The 20,631-nt window shown below is 54.6% G+C and carries 16 protein-coding genes and 1 riboswitch; of the genes, 5 read left to right on the top strand and 11 right to left on the bottom strand.

Going from position 1 to position 20,631, the window contains the following annotated elements:
- The first annotated feature begins 92 nt into the window (after nt 1–92).
- On the top strand, nt 93–908 hold the full coding sequence (gene djlA / locus NMD08_RS21750; protein ID WP_005124510.1) for a co-chaperone DjlA: 816 nt from the start codon (nt 93–95) through the stop codon (nt 906–908).
- Between the two features lie 159 nt (nt 909–1,067).
- On the opposite strand, the gene rluA is transcribed toward djlA, so the two are convergent.
- The 6 genes from rluA to araB form a co-directional block, all read right to left on the bottom strand.
- Nucleotides 1,068–1,727, bottom strand: a complete 660-nt coding sequence (gene rluA, locus NMD08_RS21745; protein ID WP_370619036.1) for a bifunctional tRNA pseudouridine(32) synthase/23S rRNA pseudouridine(746) synthase RluA — start codon at nt 1,725–1,727, stop codon at nt 1,068–1,070.
- 11 nt (nt 1,728–1,738) lie between these two features.
- A complete protein-coding gene (rapA, locus tag NMD08_RS21740; protein ID WP_151224541.1) occupies nt 1,739–4,645 on the bottom strand; it encodes an RNA polymerase-associated protein RapA in 2,907 nt (968 codons plus the stop codon).
- Nucleotides 4,646–4,776: 131 nt separating this feature from the next.
- Nucleotides 4,777–7,128, bottom strand: a complete 2,352-nt coding sequence (polB, locus tag NMD08_RS21735) for a DNA polymerase II (RefSeq protein WP_286541062.1) — start codon at nt 7,126–7,128, stop codon at nt 4,777–4,779.
- A 91-nt stretch (nt 7,129–7,219) separates the two neighbouring features.
- Nucleotides 7,220–7,915: an L-ribulose-5-phosphate 4-epimerase gene (gene araD / locus NMD08_RS21730; protein ID WP_151216723.1), complete on the bottom strand. Its 696-nt coding sequence runs from the start codon at nt 7,913–7,915 to the stop codon at nt 7,220–7,222.
- A gap of 97 nt (nt 7,916–8,012) precedes the next feature.
- Nucleotides 8,013–9,515: an L-arabinose isomerase gene (gene araA, locus NMD08_RS21725; RefSeq protein ID WP_151224542.1), complete on the bottom strand. Its 1,503-nt coding sequence runs from the start codon at nt 9,513–9,515 to the stop codon at nt 8,013–8,015.
- A 10-nt stretch (nt 9,516–9,525) separates the two neighbouring features.
- A complete protein-coding gene (araB, locus tag NMD08_RS21720; RefSeq protein ID WP_187253714.1) occupies nt 9,526–11,235 on the bottom strand; it encodes a ribulokinase in 1,710 nt (569 codons plus the stop codon).
- Between the two features lie 340 nt (nt 11,236–11,575).
- On the opposite strand from araB, the gene araC reads away from it, so the two are divergent.
- Nucleotides 11,576–12,421, top strand: coding sequence for an arabinose operon transcriptional regulator AraC (araC, locus tag NMD08_RS21715; protein ID WP_151216725.1), 846 nt, complete (start codon nt 11,576–11,578; stop codon nt 12,419–12,421).
- 119 nt (nt 12,422–12,540) lie between these two features.
- Nucleotides 12,541–13,308, top strand: a complete 768-nt coding sequence (locus NMD08_RS21710; protein ID WP_151224543.1) for a DedA family protein — start codon at nt 12,541–12,543, stop codon at nt 13,306–13,308.
- Nucleotides 13,309–13,365: 57 nt separating this feature from the next.
- On the opposite strand, the gene thiQ is transcribed toward NMD08_RS21710, so the two are convergent.
- The 4 genes from thiQ to sgrR form a co-directional block, all read right to left on the bottom strand.
- A complete protein-coding gene (thiQ, locus tag NMD08_RS21705; RefSeq protein ID WP_286541058.1) occupies nt 13,366–14,067 on the bottom strand; it encodes a thiamine ABC transporter ATP-binding protein ThiQ in 702 nt (233 codons plus the stop codon).
- Entirely contained in the window at nt 14,051–15,661 is a 1,611-nt protein-coding gene (gene thiP, locus NMD08_RS21700) for a thiamine/thiamine pyrophosphate ABC transporter permease ThiP (protein WP_370619033.1), read from the bottom strand. The genes thiQ and thiP overlap by 17 nt, the downstream gene beginning before the upstream one ends.
- Nucleotides 15,637–16,620 (bottom strand): thiamine ABC transporter substrate binding subunit, encoded by a 984-nt coding sequence (thiB, locus tag NMD08_RS21695; protein ID WP_151216729.1) that lies wholly within the window; start codon nt 16,618–16,620, stop codon nt 15,637–15,639. Before thiB ends, thiP begins: the two co-directional genes overlap by 25 nt.
- 30 nt (nt 16,621–16,650) lie before the next feature.
- Nucleotides 16,651–16,774, bottom strand: a riboswitch (TPP riboswitch).
- 33 nt (nt 16,775–16,807) lie between these two features.
- Entirely contained in the window at nt 16,808–18,463 is a 1,656-nt protein-coding gene (gene sgrR, locus NMD08_RS21690) for an HTH-type transcriptional regulator SgrR (protein WP_151224546.1), read from the bottom strand.
- A gap of 99 nt (nt 18,464–18,562) precedes the next feature.
- Between sgrR and sgrT the strand changes: the two genes are divergently transcribed.
- Nucleotides 18,563–18,691 carry a glucose uptake inhibitor SgrT gene (gene sgrT, locus NMD08_RS21685; RefSeq protein ID WP_003018817.1) on the top strand — a complete coding sequence of 43 codons (129 nt, stop codon included), beginning with the start codon at nt 18,563–18,565 and terminating at the stop codon, nt 18,689–18,691.
- 108 nt (nt 18,692–18,799) lie between these two features.
- Nucleotides 18,800–19,978: a sugar efflux transporter gene (locus NMD08_RS21680; RefSeq protein WP_252838418.1), complete on the top strand. Its 1,179-nt coding sequence runs from the start codon at nt 18,800–18,802 to the stop codon at nt 19,976–19,978.
- Nucleotides 19,979–20,020: 42 nt separating this feature from the next.
- On the opposite strand, the gene leuD is transcribed toward NMD08_RS21680, so the two are convergent.
- Nucleotides 20,021–20,626 (bottom strand): 3-isopropylmalate dehydratase small subunit, encoded by a 606-nt coding sequence (gene leuD, locus NMD08_RS21675; RefSeq protein ID WP_151224548.1) that lies wholly within the window; start codon nt 20,624–20,626, stop codon nt 20,021–20,023.
- Between the last annotated feature and the right edge of the window lie 5 nt (nt 20,627–20,631).

Here is a 20,631-nt window from a genome sequence, read left to right as displayed (position 1 = left end):
ATGTCCCACAATTGACCGCTGCCATAAATCGGTAAAAGCACCTTATATTGTGGGACATAGCCTGGCTGAGAGCAGAAAGATTTGGGGAGTCTATGCAGTATTGGGGAAAGATAATTGGCGTAGCCGTGGCTTTAATGATGGGCGGCGGCTTCTGGGGTGTGGTCCTGGGCCTGTTAGTTGGCCACATGTTCGACAAAGCCCGCATGCGCAAAATGGCGTGGTTTGCCAACCAACGTGAACGCCAGGCGCTGTTTTTTGCTACCACTTTTGAGGTGATGGGGCATCTGACCAAATCCAAAGGCCGTGTCACGGAAGCCGATATTCATATCGCCAGCCAGCTGATGGACCGGATGAATTTGCACGGCGACTCGCGTACGGCCGCACAACATGCTTTCCGGGTGGGAAAATCGGATAATTACCCATTACGTGAAAAAATGCGTCAGTTTCGTAGCGTCTGTTTTGGTCGATTCGATCTGATCCGCATGTTCCTGGAGATTCAGATTCAGGCGGCATTTGCCGATGGATCATTGCATCCTAATGAGCGTGAAGTGCTGTATGTGATTGCTGAAGAGTTGGGTATCTCACGGACCCAATTTGATCAGTTCCTGCGCATGATGCAGGGCGGCGCGCAGTTTGGCGGTGGATATCAGCAGCAGTCCGGCGGCGGTGGCTGGCAGCAGGCGCAACGTGGCCCGACGCTGGAAGACGCCTGCAATGTGCTGGGGGTGAAAGCGACCGATGATGCGACTACCATTAAGCGCGCATACCGCAAGCTGATGAGCGAGCACCATCCGGACAAACTGGTTGCGAAAGGTCTGCCGCCAGAAATGATGGAAATGGCGAAGCAAAAAGCGCAGGAAATTCAAAAGGCTTATGAGCTAATCAAAGAACAGAAAGGCTTCAAGTAAATATACACGGCATCCTTCAGGCTGCCTCTTTGTTGGCTGAACTGTGAAACCCCAGTCGCATAGTTATCTGTGCTCCTGGGGATTTCTTCGTTTGCCGCCTCGATGCATCTCGAATGATTTGTATTAATAAGTAAAAACGAAATGTGTCACAGCAACGTTTTAAAAATCCGCCGGGACTTTAAACGTCATACTGTTGCCGTATTCGGGATGCGTGATGGTTAGCATTTCGGCGTGCAGCAGCAGACGGGGTGCCAACGCCAGTGCTTCGGGCGGAGCATAGAAGCGATCGCCGAGGATGGGATGCCCTAATGCCAGCATATGCACACGCAGCTGGTGGGAGCGTCCGGTAATCGGTTTCAGTACGACCCTCGCGGTGTTATCTGCTGCAAACTTCACCACCTCATACTCGGTTTGCGCCGATTTCCCGGTTTCATAACATACTTTCTGCTTTGGCCGATTTGGCCAGTCGCAAATTAGCGGTAAATCAACCAGACCTTCGGCAGGAGCAGGATGTCCCCACACGCGCGCGACATACTGTTTCTTCGGCTCACGTTCGCGAAACTGGCGTTTTAGCTCGCGCTCTGCCGCTTTCGTTAGCGCCACTACAATCACGCCGCTGGTGGCCATATCCAGACGATGGACGGATTCAGCCTGCGGATAGTCGCGCTGAATACGCGTCATCACGCTGTCTTTGTGTTCATCCAGACGACCCGGTACGGACAACAAGCCGCTCGGCTTGTTGACTACCATAATGTGTTCATCCTGATACAGGATAACCAGCCAAGGTTCCTGCGGCGGATTGTAGTTTTCCATCCCCATGTATGGCTCCGTTACTGATGCGTCACGACGATCAGACGCAGGGCATCAAGACGCCATCCCGCCTGGTCCAGGCTTTCCATCACCTGCTGACGGTTACTTTCAATTGCGCTGAGTTCGTCATCACGGATGTTCGGGTTAACGGCGCGCAGTGCTTCCAGACGGGAGAGTTCCGCCGTCAGTTTTTCGTCCGCTTCTTTACGTGCCGCGTCGATCAGCGCACGAGCCGATTTTTCCACCTGCGCCTCACCGAGTTGCAGAATGGCATGAACGTCCTGCTGCACGGCGTTGACCAGTTTACTGCCGGTATGGCGGTTAACAGCGCTGAGTTGGCGGTTAAAGGTTTCGAATTCAACCTGCGCGGCAAGGTTATTGCCGTTTTTATCAAGCAGCATACGTACCGGCGTTGGCGGCAGGAAACGGTTTAACTGCAGCTGTTTCGGCGCTTGCGCTTCAACCACATACACCAGCTCAACCAACAGGGTGCCAACCGGTAATGCTTTGTTTTTCAACAGAGATATTGTGCTGCTACCCGTGTCGCCGGAGAGGATAAGATCCAGACCATTACGGATTAACGGATGCTCCCAGGTAATAAACTGTGCGTCTTCACGCGACAGGGCGACATCACGTTCGAACGTAATGGTGCAGCCATCTTCCGGCAGTCCTGGGAAATCAGGCACCAGCATATGATCGGACGGCGTCAGCACGATTAAATTGTCACCACGGTCATCCTGATTAATACCAACGATATCAAACAGGTTCATGGCGAAGGCGATCAGGCTGGTATCGTCGTCCTGCTCTTCAATACTCTCAGCCAGTGCCAGCGCTTTTTCGCCGCCGTTAGAGTGGATCTCCAACAGGCGATCTCGACCTTGTTCCAGTTGCGCTTTCAACGCGTCATGCTGTTCGCGGCAGGTTTTGATTAGATCATCAAAGCCATCGGTATTTTCTGGCTCAGCCAGGTAGCCGATCAGGTTGTTATATACCGTGTCATAGATAGTACGTCCGGTCGGGCAGGTGTGCTCGAACGCATCCAGACCTTCGTGGTACCAGCGCACCAGTACGGATTGCGCGGTTTTTTCTAAGTAAGGCACGTGAATCTGAATATCATGCGCCTGACCAATACGGTCCAGACGACCAATACGCTGTTCCAGCAGATCCGGGTTGAACGGCAGGTCAAACATCACCAGATTGCTGGCGAACTGGAAGTTACGCCCCTCGGAGCCGATCTCAGAGCACAGCATCACCTGGGCGCCGCTATCTTCTTCGCTAAACCAGGCCGCAGCGCGGTCACGTTCAATGATCGACATGCCCTCATGGAACACGGCGGCGCGGATACCTTCGCGCTCGCGCAGCACCTGCTCCAGCTGTAGCGCGGTGGTGGCTTTCGCACAAATAACGAGTACTTTTTGCGAGCGGTGGCTGGTCAGGTAGCCCATCAGCCATTCCACGCGCGGATCAAAATTCCACCAGGTGCCGGTGTCGCCTTCGAATTCCTGATAAATCTGTTCCGGATAGAGCATGTCGCGCGCCCGGTCTTCCGCACTCTTACGCGCGCCCATGATGCCGGAGACTTTAATCGCCGTCTGGTATTGGGTTGGCAAGGGTAGCTTGATGGTATGCAGCTCGCGTTTCGGGAAGCCTTTCACGCCGTTACGGGTGTTACGAAACAGCACGCGGCTGGTGCCGTGTCTGTCCATTAGCATTGAAACCAGCTCCTGACGCGCGCTCTGGGCGTCTTCGCTGTCGCTGTTTGCCGCCTGCAATAACGGTTCAATGTCCTGTTCGCCAATCATGTCACCTAACATGTTCAGCTCATTGTTGCTTAGCTGGTTGCCTGCCAGCAGCATGGCGACGGCATCGGCGACCGGACGGTAATTTTTTTGTTCTTCAACAAACTGGGCGAAATCGTGGAAGCGACTTGGGTCCAGCAGGCGCAGGCGCGCAAAGTGGCTTTCCAGGCCCAACTGTTCCGGTGTTGCGGTCAGCAGCAGGATGCCCGGTACGCGTTCTGCCAGTTGTTCAACGGCCATATATTCACGGCTGGGCGCGTCTTCGCTCCACACCAGGTGATGGGCTTCATCGACAATAAGCAGATCCCATTCGGCGTCACACAGATGCTCCAGGCGCTGTTTACTGCGACGGGCAAAGTCCAGCGAACAGATAACTAACTGTTCGGTTTCAAACGGATTGTAGGCGTCGTGCTGCGCCTCTGCATAACGCTCATCATCAAACAGCGCAAAGCGCAGGTTAAAACGACGCAGCATTTCGACCAGCCATTGGTGCTGTAACGTCTCCGGAACGATGATCAATACACGCTCTGCTGCGCCTGACAGCAGCTGTTGATGCAGGATCATCCCGGCTTCAATGGTTTTACCTAAACCCACTTCGTCAGCCAGCAATACGCGAGGAGCATGACGACGACCGACGTCATGAGCAATGTTGAGCTGGTGAGGGATCAGGCTGGTACGTTGACCACGCAAACCACTCCACGGCATACGATACTGCTCGCTCTGAAATTTACGTGCGCGATAGCGCAGTGCAAAGCGGTCCATACGGTCAATCTGACCGGCAAACAGGCGATCCTGTGGTTTGCTGAAGACCAGCTTGCTGTCGAGCAGCACTTCACGCAGCGTGACACCGGTTTCTTCGGTATCAAGGCGAGTTCCGATATAGGAAAGCAGGCCGTTTTCTTCTTTTACTTCATCGACATGCAGTTGCCAGCCTTCATGGCTCGTTATCGTATCACCAGGATTGAACATCACGCGGGTCACGGGGGAATCACTGCGCGCATACAGACGGTTTTCGCCCGTCGAAGAGAAAAGTAATGTGACGGTTCGTGCATCCATGGCGACAACGGTACCAAGTCCCAATTCGCTTTCTGTATCGCTGATCCAGCGTTGACCAAGTGTAAAAGGCATATATGTTCGGCTCTATATCTTTAGTTGCAGGCAATACTCACCCTCTGCCAGAGTAAAGGGGCAGCAAGTGTATTGGGGTCCAGGAATGGAAAGGGCGCTATGGTACTGGATGGCGACGGTTTCGTCACGCGTCAAAATAACCCCAGTTGCCCTGTAAGTAGTGTAGCAAAGTTATCATCGATAAAGGGAAGTATTCCCTCGGCAACTGGCTGGATCTGCCGGGTCAAATAGTGCTCATAGTCAAGAGCAGAAAGCTGATAATCCACGGGTTCTGGACCATTTATCGTCCAGACATATTTAATGGTACCGCGATTCTGATACTGCGGCGGACGTCCCAGCTTTACATTTTGCTCATCGGCGAGGCGCGCGGCGCGCACGTGTGGCGGCACATTGCGCTGGTATTCGCTTAACGGGCGACGCAGGCGTTTGCGATACACCAGTTGGTCGTCCAGTTCACCCGCCATCAGACGGTCGATAGTCTCGCGAATAAACTCCTGATAAGGTTGGTTACGAAAAATTCGTAGGTACAGCTCTTGCTGAAACTGTTGAGCCAGCGGCGTCCAGTCAGTTCGTACCGTTTCCAGGCCCTTAAACACCATGCGTTGCTCTGCGCCTGTCTGAATCATCCCGGCGTAGCGTTTTTTGCTACCGGTATCTGCGCCGCGAATGGTCGGCATCAGAAAGCGACAAAAATGGGTTTCAAATTCCAGCTCCAGCGCGCTGGTCAGTTTTTGCTGCTTCAGCGACTGCGCCCACCAGTCATTGACGTAACTCACCAGCTCCTGACCAATCCGGGCTGCATCATCCTCTGAGTGTGCTTTTTTAAGCCAGACAAAAGTGGAGTCGGTATCGCCATAGATGACATCGTAGCCCTGAGCTTCAATCAGCGCTTTGGTCTGACGCATGATCGCGTGGCCACGCATGGTGATGGACGAAGCCAGCCTCGGGTCGAAAAAGCGGCAGGCGGTGGTTCCCAGCACGCCGTAAAACGCGTTCATGATGATTTTCAGTGCCTGTGAGAGCGGCTTATTCCCGTGGCGTTTTGCTTCATCGCGCCCGTGCCAGATCTGGGTCACGATTTCGGGTAGGCAGTGCTTTTCGCGTGAGAACCAGGCGTCAAGGAACCCTTCGGTACTGTGCTCCCGATCCGGATGCGCCATCCCTTCGATAAGCCCCACCGGATCGATCAAGAAAGTACGAATAATTGACGGGTACAGGCTTTTGTAATCCAGCACCAGCACGGAATCGTACAGACCCGGGCGTGAGTCCATCACGTAACCGCCGGGGCTGGCGTGCGCAGGGATTTCACCCAGATTCGGTGCAACGTAGCCCGCCCGGTGCATTCGCGGCAGGTAGAGATGGCCAAACGCGGCGACTGAACCGCCGTGCCTGTCGACCGGCAAGCCGTTAACCGTTGAACGCTCCAGCAGAAATGGCATGATCTCGGTTTTATGAAAAATGCGGGTGACCAGTTCACAGTCTTTGAGATTGTAGGTGGCAAGCGCGGGCTTATCGTGGGCAAACCGGCGATCGATTTCGTCCATTCTGTCCCACGGGTTATCAATCGACTTCCCCTCACCCAGCAACTCTTGCGACACTGTTTCCAGTGAGAATGATGAGAAATTCCAGAATGCGGATTTGAGCGCCTCAATGCCGTCAATAATCAGACGACCTTTAGCCTGTGCGAAGAAGACGCCATTTTTGAAGCCATGCTCGCGCCACTCCAGTTCGCTGTTATCGCGGCCAAAACGCAGGGGAATGCGGTAACGCTCGGCATGTTTTTGCAAAACGCGAAGATCGAACTGCACCACGTTCCAGCCGATGATGACATCAGGATCGTGCCGGGTAAGCCAGTCATTGAGCTTCTCCAGTAACTGCGGGCGACTCGTCACATACTCAAGCTGAAAGTCGAGCGCGGAGGCATCGCCATTCGCCGGACCGAGCATATAAACAATTCGCTGCCCGCAGCCTTCAAGGCCGATGCAGTACAGTTCACCGTGGCGGGTGGTTTCGATATCCAGAGAGACCCACTTCAGCGGAGGCCGGTAATCTGCGTGCGGCTTCAGGCGAGCATTAACGATAGCGCCATTACGCAGGTCGCCATCCACCCAAACGGGAGAGGTGATAAAGCGCTCCATCAAATACCGCTCCGGCGGACGTACATCGGCCTCGTAGACCGTTACACCATTTTCGCGCAGCAGTTTTTCCAGCCGCATAAGCTGGCGATGTGAGTGGCAATACAGGCCAGAAACGGGCTGACGATGAAAGTCTTGCAGCTGAAGCGGCGTCAGGCGATAACCTTTTTCGGTACGTAACAGTGTGGTGACGCGGGGTGTCTGGTTGGTGGGGATAAAAGCGACCGACTCCTGCGGCGCAAGCGTGACCTGCAATGGCCCGCTGTCTGTTGCCAGCCAGAATGAAACCTCTGTCCCCTGCGGGGTATCCCGCCAGTGCCGAGTTAAGATAAAGCCTGCCTGCGCCACGCTGTGTATCCATTAAAAAACCAGGCATGATTATAGCCTGGTTCTGATAGATTTGCTGTGGTTTTATACAGTTGTCCTGTGCCGGCAGAGACTACTGTCCGTAATAGGCTTTTGCGCCGTGTTTGCGCAGGTAGTGTTTATCTAACAGGGTTTGCTGCATATCCGGCAACTGCGGCGCGAGCTGGCGGCAGAAAATCCCCATGTAGGCGACTTCTTCCAGCACGATGGCGTTGTGTACGGCATCTTCGGCATCTTTTCCCCAGGCGAACGGACCGTGAGAGTGCACCAGCACGCCTGGCATCTGCGAAGCATCAATGCCTTGTTGCTCAAAAGCTTCCACGATCACGTTACCGGTTTCCCACTCATATTCGCCGTTGATTTCTTCCTCGGTCATTTTCCGTGTGCAGGGAATCGTGCCGTAGAAATAGTCCGCATGAGTGGTCCCCGTGGCGGGAATAGACTGACCCGCCTGCGCCCAGATGGTTGCATGACGGGAATGGGTGTGAACAATGCCGCCAATGGTGGGGAAAGCCTGATACAGCAGGCGGTGCGTTGGGGTATCGGAGGAGGGCTTTTTATTACCTTCCACCACTTCACCGGTTGCAATACTGACAACGACCATATCGCCGGCAGTCATTACGCTGTAATCGACACCGGAGGGTTTAATCACAAACACGCCGCGCTCGCGATCGACAGCGCTAACGTTTCCCCAGGTCAGCGTCACCAGGTTGTGCTTTGGCAGCGCCAGATTCGCTTCCAGTACCTGACGTTTAAGATCTTCTAGCATGTTAACTCCTGAATGCCGGATGGCGCTTCGCTTATCCGGCCTACGGTGATTTGTAGGCCCGGTAAATGAAATGCCACCGGGCAATTCGTTTCGACAATTAACGTTTGAACCCGTAATACACGTCGTTCCAGCGTAGCGAGTCTTTAAAGGCTGGCAGGCGGGTATCGTTGTCGATCACGGCGATCTCGATATCGTGCATTTCTGCGAACTGACGCATATCGTTCAGATCCAGCGCGTGACTGAAGACGGTGTGGTGCGCGCCGCCGGCAAGGATCCAGGCTTCAGATGCGGTCGGCAGATCGGGCTGAGCCTTCCACAATGCGTTGGCCACCGGCAGTTTCGGTAGGGAGTGCGGCGTTTGTACCGTGTCGATGCAGTTAACCAGCAGGCGAAAACGATCGCCGAGATCGATCAGGCTGGCAACCACGGCCGGGCCGGTTTTGGTGTTGAAGATCAGACGGGCAGGATCATCTTTACCGCCAATACCGAGGTGCTGAACGTCGAGGATTGGTTTCTCTTCCACCGCGATGGACGGGCACACTTCCAGCATGTGAGAACCGAGTACCAGATCGTTGCCTTTCTCGAAGTGGTAGGTGTAATCCTCCATAAATGAGGTGCCGCCCTGCAGACCGGTTGACATCACCTTCATGATGCGAAGCAGAGCGGCGGTTTTCCAGTCGCCTTCGCCCGCAAAGCCGTAGCCTTGCTGCATCAGACGCTGTACGGCCAGACCCGGGAGCTGTTTCAGGCCGTGTAAATCTTCAAATGTGGTAGTGAAGGCGTGGAATCCTCCCTGTTCCAGGAAGCGCTTCATCCCCAGTTCAATACGTGCCGCTTCCAGTACGTTCTGACGTTTTTCACCGTGGACTTGTGTGGCCGCCGTCATGGTGTAAGTGCTTTCATACTCATCGATTAGGGCATTGATTTCGCCGTCGCTAATTGCGTTCACGACCTGTACCAGGTCGCCTACGGCCCAGGTGTTGACCGAGAAACCGAACTTGATCTGCGCGGCAACTTTATCGCCGTCAGTGACCGCAACTTCGCGCATGTTGTCGCCAAAACGGCAGACTTTCAGATGGCGAGTATCCTGTTTGGACACGGCCTGGCGCATCCAGGAGCCGATGCGTTCGTGCGCCTGTTTGTCCTGCCAATGACCGGTGACCACGGCGTGTTGCTGACGCATACGTGCGCCGATGAAGCCGAACTCACGACCGCCGTGCGCGGTTTGGTTCAGGTTCATAAAGTCCATGTCAATGCTGTCCCACGGCAGGGCAGCGTTGAACTGGGTGTGGAACTGAAGTAGCGGTTTGTTGAGAATCGTCAGGCCGTTGATCCACATTTTCGCTGGCGAGAAGGTGTGGAGCCACACCACCATTCCTGCGCATTTGTCGTCGTAGTTGGCGTCGCGACAGAGGTTGGTGATTTCATCCGGACGCGTGCCCAGCGGTTTTAATACCAGCTTACAGGGCAGTTTGGCTTCAGTATTCAGTGCGTTAACGACGTGCTCCGCATGTTGGGTTACCTGACGCAGGGTTTCAGGGCCATACAGATGCTGGCTACCAATCACAAACCACACTTCATAGTTATCAAAAATCGTCATTGTCGTGTCCTTAATGTGTCAGGGTTGCCAGGTCTACCGGGGCTTGTTGCGCCGGAGCGGCAGTCGGAAGGTATTGTTGTTCAGCGCTAATCGCCCACTGTTGGTAGCGGCGGTAAAGCTGTTCAAAACGTTGAGCCTGTTCTGGGCGAGGTTGCAGTGTGTTTTCCACGGCACTCGCCATTTTTTGCTGAGCGGCCGGGATATCGGCATGTACTTTCGCGGCAACGGCGGCGAAGATAGCCGCGCCGAGTGCGCAGCACTGGTCGGAGGCGACAATTTGTAGCGGACGGTTTAGCACGTCACAGCAGGCCTGCATGATGACCGGATTTTTACGGGCGATGCCGCCTAACGCCATCACGTTATTAACTGCAATGCCCTGTTCGGTGAAGCATTCCTGAATGGCACGCGCGCCAAAGGCCGTGGCGGCAATCAGCCCACCGAACAGCGCGGGTGCGTCGGTGGCCAGATTGAGATCGGTAATCACCCCTTTCAAACGCTGATTGGCATTGGGCGTACGGCGACCGTTAAACCAGTCGAGCACCACCGGCAGGTGATCCAGTGACGGATTTTTTGCCCAGGCTTCGGTGAGTGCTGGCAGCAGTTGTTTTTGGCTGGTTTTAATCTGGGTCTTAAGCTCCGGATGCTGCGCCGCAAGCTGCTCCAGCGGCCAGCTCAGCACGCGGCTAAACCAGGCATAGATATCGCCGAATGCGGACTGTCCCGCTTCGAGGCCAATAAAATCAGGCACTACGCTGCCATCAACCTGACCGCATATGCCTTTCACCGCGCGTTCGCCGACGCTGTGTTTGTCGGCAATCAGAATGTCGCAGGTCGACGTGCCGATGACTTTTACCAGCGTATTGGGCTGTGCGCCCGCGCCGACCGCCCCCATATGGCAGTCAAAAGCGCCGCCTGCAATCACCACGCTTTCCGGTAGCCCCAGACGCTGCGCCCACTCGGCGCACAAGGTGCCAACCGGCAGGTCGGCCGTGAAGGTATCGGTAAACATTGGGTATGGCAGATGGCGGTTAAGGATGGGGTCGAGCTCATCAAAGAAACTGGCTGGCGGTAGGCCGCCCCAGCTTTCATGCCACAGGGATTTGTGTCCGGCGCTGCAGCGTCCGCGGCGAATATCCTGCGGACGTACGGTATTAGAGAGCAGGGCCGGAACCCAGTCGCACAACTCAATCCACGAAACCGCGGCCTCTGCGACCGCGTCATCCTGGCGGGTCACATGCAGGATTTTGGCCCAGAACCATTCGCTGGAATAAATACCGCCGATATAGCGGGAGTAATCGATCTTGCCTGGCGTGTGGCACAGACGGGTAATCTCTTCCGCTTCTTCGACTGAGGTGTGATCTTTCCACAGGACAAACATTGCATTCGGGTTTTCAGCGAACTCCGGACGCAGCGCCAGTACGTTGCCCTCGGCATCGATAGGCGCCGGGGTTGAGCCGGTACTGTCAACGCCAATCCCGACCACTTCCGCGCGCTGTTCAACACTCAGTTCGGCCAACACGGTTTTCAGCGCCGTTTCCATTGACTCAATATAGTCGCGCGGATGATGGCGAAACTGGTTGTTCGGGCCGTCGCAATACAGACCTTCCTGCCAACGTGGGTACCATTCTACGCTGGTGGCGATCTCTTCACCGGTGGCACACTCCACTGCCAACGCGCGTACTGAATCACTACCAAAATCGAGGCCAATTGTTATCGCCATCGTCTTACTCCATCCAAAAATACGGGTATGGATAAACAGTAGTGACAAGGGATAAAAACCGTCAGGCAGGATCCGCTAATCTTATGGATTAAAATGCTGTGGCATCACAAAGTGTGACGCCGTGCAAATAATCAATGTGGACATTTCTGCCGTAGTTATAGACACTTTTGTTAGCCGGTTTTGACGTTGGCTTGGTACATATTTTTTCACAAAGTGCTTTTCACAAGCGGGGTTGATGGTCCATTACCGCAGACACAGCGCCCCGCAGGGGCGATGGTGATGATGTCTGGCGTAATATGGACAAATTGTTTCTTAGCAGAACATAGGGAGTATTGAAATTATGGCTGAAACGCAAAACGATCCCCTGCTGCCGGGCTATTCGTTTAACGCGCATTTGGTGGCTGGATTAACCCCCATTGAGGCGAACGGATACCTGGATTTTTTTATCGACAGGCCGTTGGGTATGAAGGGCTATATCCTCAATCTTACCATCCGTGGCGAAGGGGTTATCAATAATCAGGGTCAGCAGTTTGTCTGCCGTCCCGGGGATATTTTGCTGTTTCCTCCTGGAGAAATTCACCACTATGGACGACACCCCAACGCCAGTGAGTGGTATCACCAGTGGGTTTACTTTCGCCCGCGCGCCTATTGGCAGGAGTGGCTGACCTGGCCGGCCATTTTCGCCCAGACTGGCTTTTTTCGTCCGGACGAAGCGCATCAGCCGCATTTTAACGAACTGTTTGGGCAGATAATCAACGCCGGGCAGGGAGAAGGCCGCTATTCCGAGCTGCTGGCGATTAATTTACTGGAGCAGTTATTACTGCGACGTATGGAAGCCATTAATGAATCGCTGCACCCACCTATGGACAACCGCGTGCGCGATGCCTGCCAGTACATCAGCGATCACCTGGCGGACAGTAATTTTGATATTGCCAGCGTCGCACAACACGTCTGCCTGTCGCCTTCCCGTTTGTCGCATCTGTTCCGCCAACAGTTGGGCATCAGCGTATTAAGCTGGCGCGAGGATCAGCGTATCAGCCAGGCCAAGCTATTGTTAAGTACGACGCGTATGCCCATTGCTACGGTGGGTCGCAATGTTGGTTTCGACGACCAACTCTATTTCTCGCGCGTTTTCAAAAAATGTACCGGCGCCAGTCCGAGCGAGTTTCGCGCTGGATGTGAATAAAAAGTGAATGATGTGTCCTGAAAGTTGTCATAACTCGCAATCTATTCAGACAATTGATGGCTTGACGAAGTTGAGAAGGGTTAGCAGAATCCCTGCTTCGTAAATCTGACGGACACATTATGCAAGCATTGCTGGAACACTTTATTCTCCAGTCCGCCCTGTACTCTCTGATCGCCGTACTTTTGGTGGCCTTTCTGGAGTCGCTGGCGCTGGTTGGCCTGATTCTGCCCGGTACCGTGATGATGGCGGGGCTGGGGGCGCTGATTGGTAGTGGCGAACTGAACTTCTGGCATGCCTGGCTTGTGGGCATCATTGGTTGCTTATTGGGAGACTGGATCTCCTTCTGGCTGGGCTGGCGTTTTAAAAAGCCGCTGCACCGTTGGTCGTTCATGAAAAAGAACAAGGCGTTGCTGGATAAAACCGAGCACGCGCTGCATCAGCACAGCATGTTTACCATCCTGGTGGGGCGCTTTGTTGGCCCGACGCGGCCTTTGGTGCCGATGGTGGCGGGCATGCTGGATCTACCTGTCGCGAAATTTATTGTGCCCAATATCATCGGCTGTGTGTTGTGGCCACCGTTCTATTTTCTGCCGGGTATCCTGGCGGGGGCAGCAATCGATATTCCTGCTGATATGCAGAGCGGGGATTTCAAATGGTTGCTGCTGGCGACGGCGCTGCTGCTGTGGGTAGGCGGTTGGTTTTGCTGGCGATTGTGGCGCAGCGGCAAAGCGGCTGTCGATCGCTTAACCGCGTATTTCCCCCGCAGCCGTTTGTTGTATCTGGCGCCGTTGACGCTCGGCATCGGCGTGGTTGCGTTGGTGGCGTTGCTGCGACATCCACTGATGCCGGTGTATATCGATATTCTGCGTAAAGTCGTGGGTTACTGACGAATCTTTTGCCGGATGGCGCTAATGCTTATCCGGCCTGGGAAATCTGCCAACTTGTCATCCGGTTTTAATGCCCAATAGCGCCGAGGCGCTAGCGTTGCCGCTTAACAGATCGTCCGTATCGCCCTGCCAGGCGATGCGCCCGTCGGCGACCACAATCGAGCGGGGCGCAATTCGCGCCGCATCTTCTACGCTGTGGGAAACCATCAGTAACGTCAGTTGCTTCTCGCGACAGACTTCGGCCACCAGCGTTAACATCTCCTGGCGCAGCGCAGGGTCTAGTGCAGAAAAAGGTTCATCAAGCAGCAAAATGGGTTGTTCGCGTACCAGACAACGCGCCAGCGCCACGCGCTGTCGTTGCCCGCCGGAAAGCTCTCCGGGCAGTCGCTCCAGCAGTGAGTCAATTCCCATTTGCCGGGCGATGAAGTGCATTTTCTCCCGTTGCGATGCGTTCAGCTTCAATCCAGGATTAAGGCCCAGGCCGATATTTTGCTGCACGTTCAGATGACTGAACAGGTTGTTTTCCTGAAACAGCATCGAAACGGGGCGACGAGAGGGCGGTGTGGTGGTGTGATCTTCACCTGCAATCATCATGGTGCCGCTGGCTGGCGTGAGAAAGCCGGCTATCAGATTCAGCAGCGTGCTTTTCCCGGCGCCGCTTGGCCCGAGTATCGCTACCTGCTCACCGCGCGCGATTGACAACGTAAAGCGCATTGGCAAATGGTGATAAAGCCATGTGATATCAATCAGTTTTAACATTTCGCCCCGGCAATTTCTCAATAACAGTAAACAGTGTAAAGCACAGGATCAGCAGCAAAAACGCCGTCACCGCGCCATCCTGACTGCGATAAGATCCAATCTGCTGATATAAATAAAACGGCAGGGTGCGGAAATCCTCGTTGCCAAATAACGCCACTACGCCAAAATCACCAATCGACAGCACACAGGCAAATGCCATCGCCTGCGCCAGCGGGCGCTTCAGGGCGCGAAGTTCAACCATTTTCAGGCGCGACCATCCCTCGATTCCTAACGACTGGCACAACATACTGTAACGCGCGGTCACGTCACGCATTGGGTTTTCCAGCACCTTCAATGCGTAGGGGATCGCCATGAGTGCATTGGTAAAAATGACAATGCCGTCAGCGGATTCGGGGAGCCCAACAGTATTATTGAGCAGCAGAAAGAAGCCGGTTGCCAGCACGATGCCTGGCATAGCGAGGATCATCATGCCGCTCAGCTCCAGCATTTGTCCTGCCAGCATCTGTTGGCGGGCACGCAGTTCACGACTACTCCATAACAGCATCATGGTGAGTATGACGCACAACGCACCTGCCGCCAGCGCGATGCGCAGTGAGGTTCCCAACGCCTGCCATAGTGCTGGCTGCGTAAGCACATCCAGTACCTGACGGTTAAGACCATCGACAATCACCGCCAGCAGCGGCGGTAGCAACAGCAGCAGGGCCAGAATAATCAGCAGCGAGTCGGCCAGACGGCTGTGCAAACGATCGTCTGGATCGCGCCAGCCCTGAACCAGTGTGGTGCCCGGCGCAATAGCACGGCTCAGGCGTTGGCTGAGTAGCACCAGCGCTAAACAACACAGCATCTGGATCAACGCCAGCATGGCGGCGCGGGCAGGATCGTAATCAAAATTCAGCGCCTGATAGATAGCCAGTTCGATAGTGGTGGCCTGTGGCCCGCCGCCCAGCGACAGAACGGTGGCGAAGCTGGCGAAGCACAGCATAAAGATGAGCGCTGCGACGGGAAGGATTTGCCGACGAAGCCACGGCCATTCAACAAAACGGAAGAAATGCCAGCCGCGCATCCCGAGTTGAGCGGCTAACTGTCGCTGTTCGCCGGGAATATTCTCCAGCGACTGCAACAGCAGACGGCTGGCCATCGGCAGATTGAAAAAGACGTGCGCCAGCAGAATGCCCTGCAAACCGTAAGGCGAAAAGGTCCATTCCAGCCCTAAGGCATGCCAGAGCGAGGCCAACCAGCCCTGACGACCATAGACGCTAAGAATACCGAATACCGCGACCAGCACCGGCAGGATTAACGTCATGGCGCACAGGCGCAGCAGCGCCAGACGTCCTGGAAAACGGCGACGATAGAGCGCCCGGGCAAGGAAAATCGCCGGGATAACCGACAACACAGCGGATAGAAAAGCCTGCCAGAAAGAAAAGCGCACCACATGCCACAGGTAGTCATCTTGCCACAGCGAGGACCACTCTCCCTGCGGGGCGTTAAACCACAGCGCCAGAAACGCGGCCAGGGCCACGGTCACCATCAGCGTGGCGGCGGTAAGCCCTGGAACCAGCCAGCCGGGAATTAACGGCTGACGGCGCGTTGCCATTCGCTAATCCATGCCTGACGTTGAGCCGCAACCTGCTGCGGGGTAAATTCGAGCGCAGTGGCTGGTTTTTCCAATTGCTCAAATCCTGACGGTAGGGCGACCTGCGTCACCGGATACATCCAGTTGCCGGTTGGAATCGCATTCTGGAATGCCGTAGACACCATAAACTTGAGGAACTTCTCGGCCAGTTCCGGCTGCTTGCTGGCCGCAGTACGCGCGGCGACTTCCACCTGCAAATAATGGCCTTCGCTAAAGTTAGCGGCGGCGTAGTTGTCTTTTTTCTCGGCGATGATGTGATAAGCCGGAGAGGTGGTATAGCTGAGTACCAGATCGCTTTCACCTTTCAGGAACAGGCCGTAGGCTTCACTCCAGCCCTTGGTGACGGTGACGGTTTTTGCCGCCAGTTTCTGCCAGGCCTCTGGCGCTTTATCGCCATAGACTTTCTGCATCCATAGCAGCAGACCCAGCCCCGGCGTGCTGGTACGCGGATCCTGATAAATGACGCGCCATTTTTGGTCGCTTTCAACCAGTTCCTTCAGGCTTTTAGGCGGATTCGTCAGCTTGTTTTTATCATAAACGAAGGCGAAATAACCGTAGTCAAACGGAACGAAGGTATCGTTTTTCCAGCCACCGGGCACGTTAACGGCGTCACTTGCTACGCCACTTTTGGCGAACAGGTTAGTTTGTGTAGCGGCTTCCAGAAGATTGTTATCCAGGCCCAGCACAACGTCGGCTTTGCTGTTTTTTCCTTCCATGCGCAGGCGGTTAAGCAGCGAAACGCCATCTTCCAGCGCGACCAGTTTCAATTCACAGTTGCAGTCAGCTTCAAACGCTTTTTTGATTGTCGGACCCGGCCCCCAGTCAGCAGCGAACGAGTCGTAGGTATAGACGGTCAGTACAGGTTTGGCGAAGACAGGCGCTGCGCACAGCAGTAAAAGCGGAAGACATTTTTTAAACACTTTGCACCTCAAGAGTTGGGTGGCAAAGGACTTGAGATAAGCCTCAAATCCCTTCGCCGGCATTATCCGGATCAGGTTCGACGGGTATCTCTCAGCCCATACGCAGATCGAATGATTTTGTGTATGTTTTTATTTAGCACCCCGTTGAGAACGGCGTTAGTGTAATGATTTTGTTGCTTAGCAGCAATTAAGGATCCGGCGGAGCAAACCACGCCGATTTAAAATCAAACCAGCCGAGAGTATTCATACGCAGTCCGCGCATACTGCGCTGCCCCTGAATGATCAGCCAGTGGTGGATTAACGGCACAATGGCCTTTGTGGCGAGCAGCTGTTGGCACCATGCAGCCAGGCTCATTTCGCCCGTTCGCCAGCGGGCCGCATCGTTTTCCCAGTCACGCGAGATACAGTTTTGCAGTAACGGGACTTCGCACAAATGGGCGAACAGTGAGAAGTCGAGCGGTAGGGTAAAGTTGGCGCTGTTAAGCCAGATATCGCTGACGATTTCTCCTGCATGCCATTGATCGTAGTCGATCTCCTGAATAGTCAACTGCACCTGATGCTGCGCCAGCAACGTCTTCATGATCTGCGCAATAATCCGATGTTCGATGTGATCGCGATAGTAGGTGATCGTCAGCGTTTCCAGCCCGGCGGGTTTTTCACCATGGCCGGGTTTTGCGTGATGCCAGCGGGGGAGTAAACCATACGCGGGAAACCACAGTCGCTGGTACTGTTCGTCGGCGTGGCAGATTAAATTGGTCGGCGAGAGAATGCGGCTTACCCATTCGCGGACCTCCTGGTTAGCTCCACGGTGGCTACGCGCATCAAACAGCAGGTAGTAGCAACCTTCTTCGAGGCGGCTTTCGATCGCCTTTTCATCCTCGGTGGGACCTTGTAGCGTCAAACCGCCGCCTGGCTCTTCGCCGATGTCAGGTAATACCCAAACGTTAACTTCGTCGATCAGGGCCCGGTAGCCAAAGTAATCATCAAATGCATGAATTTTCAGTTGGTTATTGGTGTTTCGTATTACCGCATACGGACCGGTACCAATCGGGTGACTGGAGAAGTTGTTTAGCGTTTCCCATTCTCGCGGCAGGATCATGGCGGGGACCTGCCCCAATAGCCAGGGAAGCCAGCGGTCTGGCTGGGCCAGATGGATATCCAGCGTCCAGGCCGTGGGAGAGACGATCTGCGTGATGTGTGAGTACAGCGGCAGGCTGTTAATGCGCATCAGTGAGGCGATAACATCTGCCATTTCCAGTTCGCGGCCATGATGAAAATGGATCCCCGGACGCAGGAAAAATCGCCAGTGTAAAGGTGAAATTTGCTGCCAGTGATGGGCAATGTCCGCTTCCAGTTCCCCATTTTCCTCATTTACCCGAATTAAGGCGCTGAAGATTTGCCGGGCGATATGGGTTTCGGAGCGGCGTAATGCCGTGCCGGGCAGCAGGTTGTGCATGGGGCGATAATAGAGAACGCGCATGATATGCCGACCCTGGCGAAAGCTGCGACCCAGATGGGAGACCAGCATTTGCCGTACGGCCGTTTTGTCACCGACCAGTTGCACCAGTTGATCGATGCGATCCTGTTCCAGTAGGTCTTCCGCGCGCTGCTGCTGGAGCGCCAGCCCGGTATAGAGGAATGTCAGTCGCGAGCGTTTACCTCGTCCAACTTCAGCTTCCCACGTTAACCAGCCGCGATCTTGCATGGTATTAAGCAGCGTACGCATATGGCGGCGCGAGCAGCTTAGCAGTTCCGCCAGCTCGTTCAGCGTCGTGTCTTGCGTTTTGCCGTCACAGCATTGCCACAGACGGATGAACTGTTGTTGCAAACGACCAGAAGACATAAAAGGGGAACTCCTGCGGAAAACTCAGCAATTTTATAATCCCTATATTAAGCCAATAATAGATTCCGATGAAGCGATGAGACAACGAAGGGGTCATCTATGCGTCAGTTCTGGTTGAAGTACTTTACCACGACAGAAAAATCGTCCTGGTTGGCTTGCCTGAGCGCACCGCAGCGCTTAAAGATGCTCGAAGAGCTGATGCAGTGGGAGATGACATCTGACTCCTGAATTGGAAATTGCAGACATCATGTGTGACTGAGTATTGGTGTTAATCGCCGCGCCAGCAGGTATTATCTGCTGGCTTTTTTCGTTTCAGCTGCGCTTAAAAGGAAAGATATGCTCTGGATTATGACCATGGGACGGCGCCTCAACGGCGTTTACGCGGCATTTATGCTGGTCGCTTTTATGATGGGCGTGGCGGGGGCATTGCAGGCACCCACTCTGAGTCTGTTCCTGAGCCGTGAAGTCGGAGTGCAGCCATTTTGGGTCGGGCTGTTTTACACCGTCAATGCGATTGTCGGGATCGTCGTCAGCCTTGGCCTCGCGAAACGATCCGACAGCCAGGGCGATCGGCGTAAGCTGATCATGTTCTGCTGCCTGATGGCGATTGGCAACGCGCTGCTGTTTGCCTTCAATCGCCATTATCTCACGTTGATCACCTGTGGTGTGCTGTTGGCCTCGCTGGCGAATACAGCCATGCCGCAGTTGTTTGCGTTGGCGAGGGAATATGCGGATAACTCCGCGCGTGAAGTAGTGATGTTTAGTTCGGTGATGCGTGCGCAGCTTTCGCTGGCCTGGGTGATCGGACCGCCGCTGGCCTTCATGCTGGCGCTGAATTACGGCTTCACGGCAATGTTTTCTATTGCCGCAGGGATTTTTGCCATTAGCCTGGTGCTGATTGCGCTGATTCTGCCGTCTGTCGCTCGGGTGGAGCAGCCCGTTGACGTGCCGTTGGAACAAACCGGCGGTTGGCAGGACAAAAATGTGCGTATGCTATTTGTTGCCTCCACGCTGATGTGGACCTGCAACACCATGTACATCATCGATATGCCGCTGTGGATAAGCCTTGAGCTGGGTTTGCCGGACAAGCTGGCCGGGATCCTGATGGGGACGGCGGCCGGGCTGGAAATTCCGGCGATGATTCTGGCGGGCTACTACGTGAAGCGCTTTGGTAAACGGCGAATGATGATCGCCGCCGTCGCGGCAGGTGTGCTGTTTTACCTTGGGCTGATCTTCTTTCATAGCCGGACAGCACTGCTGGTGCTGCAACTGTTTAACGCGATCTTCATCGGTATTATTGCCGGGATAGGCATGCTGTGGTTTCAGGATCTAATGCCCGGACGTGCGGGTTCAGCGACCACATTATTTACCAACAGTATTTCGACCGGCGTCATCCTCGCGGGAGTGATTCAGGGTGCTGTTGCGCAAAGTTACGGGCATTTTGCCGTTTATTGGGTGATTGCGGCGATTTCTATGGTCACGCTTATGATGACCGGGCGGGTGAAGGACGTGTAATGACGTTGCCGGATGCAATATGCGCATCCGGCATAACAAGGTCTAGCGCATAAACGCCGGCTGCTTGTCTTCGTACTCAGTGATGGCCGCTTCATGCTGCAGCGTCAGCCCGATGCTGTCGAGACCATTCAGCATGCAATGACGGCGGAAGTCGTCGATTTTAAAGCGATAGGACTTCTCGCCCGCTTTCACTTCCTGCGTCTGGAGATCCACTTCAAATTTAATCCCCGGATTGGCTTTTACCAGATCGAACAGTTCATCAACCTGCGCATCGCTCAGGGTGACCGGCAGCAGTTGGTTATTGAAGCTGTTGCCGTAGAAGATGTCGGCGAAGCTTGGGGCGATCACCACTTTAAAGCCATAATCGGTCAGCGCCCACGGCGCATGTTCGCGAGATGAGCCGCAGCCAAAGTTTTCCCGCGCGAGCAGAATTGACGCACCTTTATATTCCGGGAAGTTCAGCACGAAGTCAGGATTAGGTTGTTGGCCTTTTTCGTCCAGAAAACGCCAGTCGTTGAACAGATGAGCGCCAAAACCGGTGCGGGTAACCTTCTGCAAAAACTGTTTGGGAATAATAGCGTCGGTATCAACGTTGGCGGCATCCAGTGGGACAACCAGGCCGGTATGCTGGGTAAATTTCTCTGCCATGGTAG

Source organism: Citrobacter meridianamericanus, from assembly GCF_041320245.1.
GTDB classification, from domain to species: Bacteria; Pseudomonadota; Gammaproteobacteria; order Enterobacterales; family Enterobacteriaceae; genus Citrobacter; species Citrobacter meridianamericanus.
The sequence above is the reverse complement of the archived record's forward strand: the minus strand, read 5'-3'. Positions and strand labels throughout refer to the sequence as shown.

Coding starts and splice junctions, on each gene's coding strand:
- djlA (WP_005124510.1), top strand. CDS start 93: ATGCAGTATTGGGGAAAGATAATTGGCGTAGCCGTGGCTTTAATGATG.
- rluA (WP_370619036.1), bottom strand. CDS start 1,727: ATGGGGATGGAAAACTACAATCCGCCGCAGGAACCTTGGCTGGTTATC.
- rapA (WP_151224541.1), bottom strand. CDS start 4,645: ATGCCTTTTACACTTGGTCAACGCTGGATCAGCGATACAGAAAGCGAA.
- araD (WP_151216723.1), bottom strand. CDS start 7,915: ATGCTAGAAGATCTTAAACGTCAGGTACTGGAAGCGAATCTGGCGCTG.
- araA (WP_151224542.1), bottom strand. CDS start 9,515: ATGACGATTTTTGATAACTATGAAGTGTGGTTTGTGATTGGTAGCCAG.
- araB (WP_187253714.1), bottom strand. CDS start 11,235: ATGGCGATAACAATTGGCCTCGATTTTGGTAGTGATTCAGTACGCGCG.
- araC (WP_151216725.1), top strand. CDS start 11,576: ATGGCTGAAACGCAAAACGATCCCCTGCTGCCGGGCTATTCGTTTAAC.
- NMD08_RS21710 (WP_151224543.1), top strand. CDS start 12,541: ATGCAAGCATTGCTGGAACACTTTATTCTCCAGTCCGCCCTGTACTCT.
- thiQ (WP_286541058.1), bottom strand. CDS start 14,067: ATGTTAAAACTGATTGATATCACATGGCTTTATCACCATTTGCCAATG.
- thiP (WP_370619033.1), bottom strand. CDS start 15,661: ATGGCAACGCGCCGTCAGCCGTTAATTCCCGGCTGGCTGGTTCCAGGG.
- sgrR (WP_151224546.1), bottom strand. CDS start 18,463: ATGTCTTCTGGTCGTTTGCAACAACAGTTCATCCGTCTGTGGCAATGC.
- sgrT (WP_003018817.1), top strand. CDS start 18,563: ATGCGTCAGTTCTGGTTGAAGTACTTTACCACGACAGAAAAATCGTCC.
- NMD08_RS21680 (WP_252838418.1), top strand. CDS start 18,800: ATGCTCTGGATTATGACCATGGGACGGCGCCTCAACGGCGTTTACGCG.
- leuD (WP_151224548.1), bottom strand. CDS start 20,626: ATGGCAGAGAAATTTACCCAGCATACCGGCCTGGTTGTCCCACTGGAT.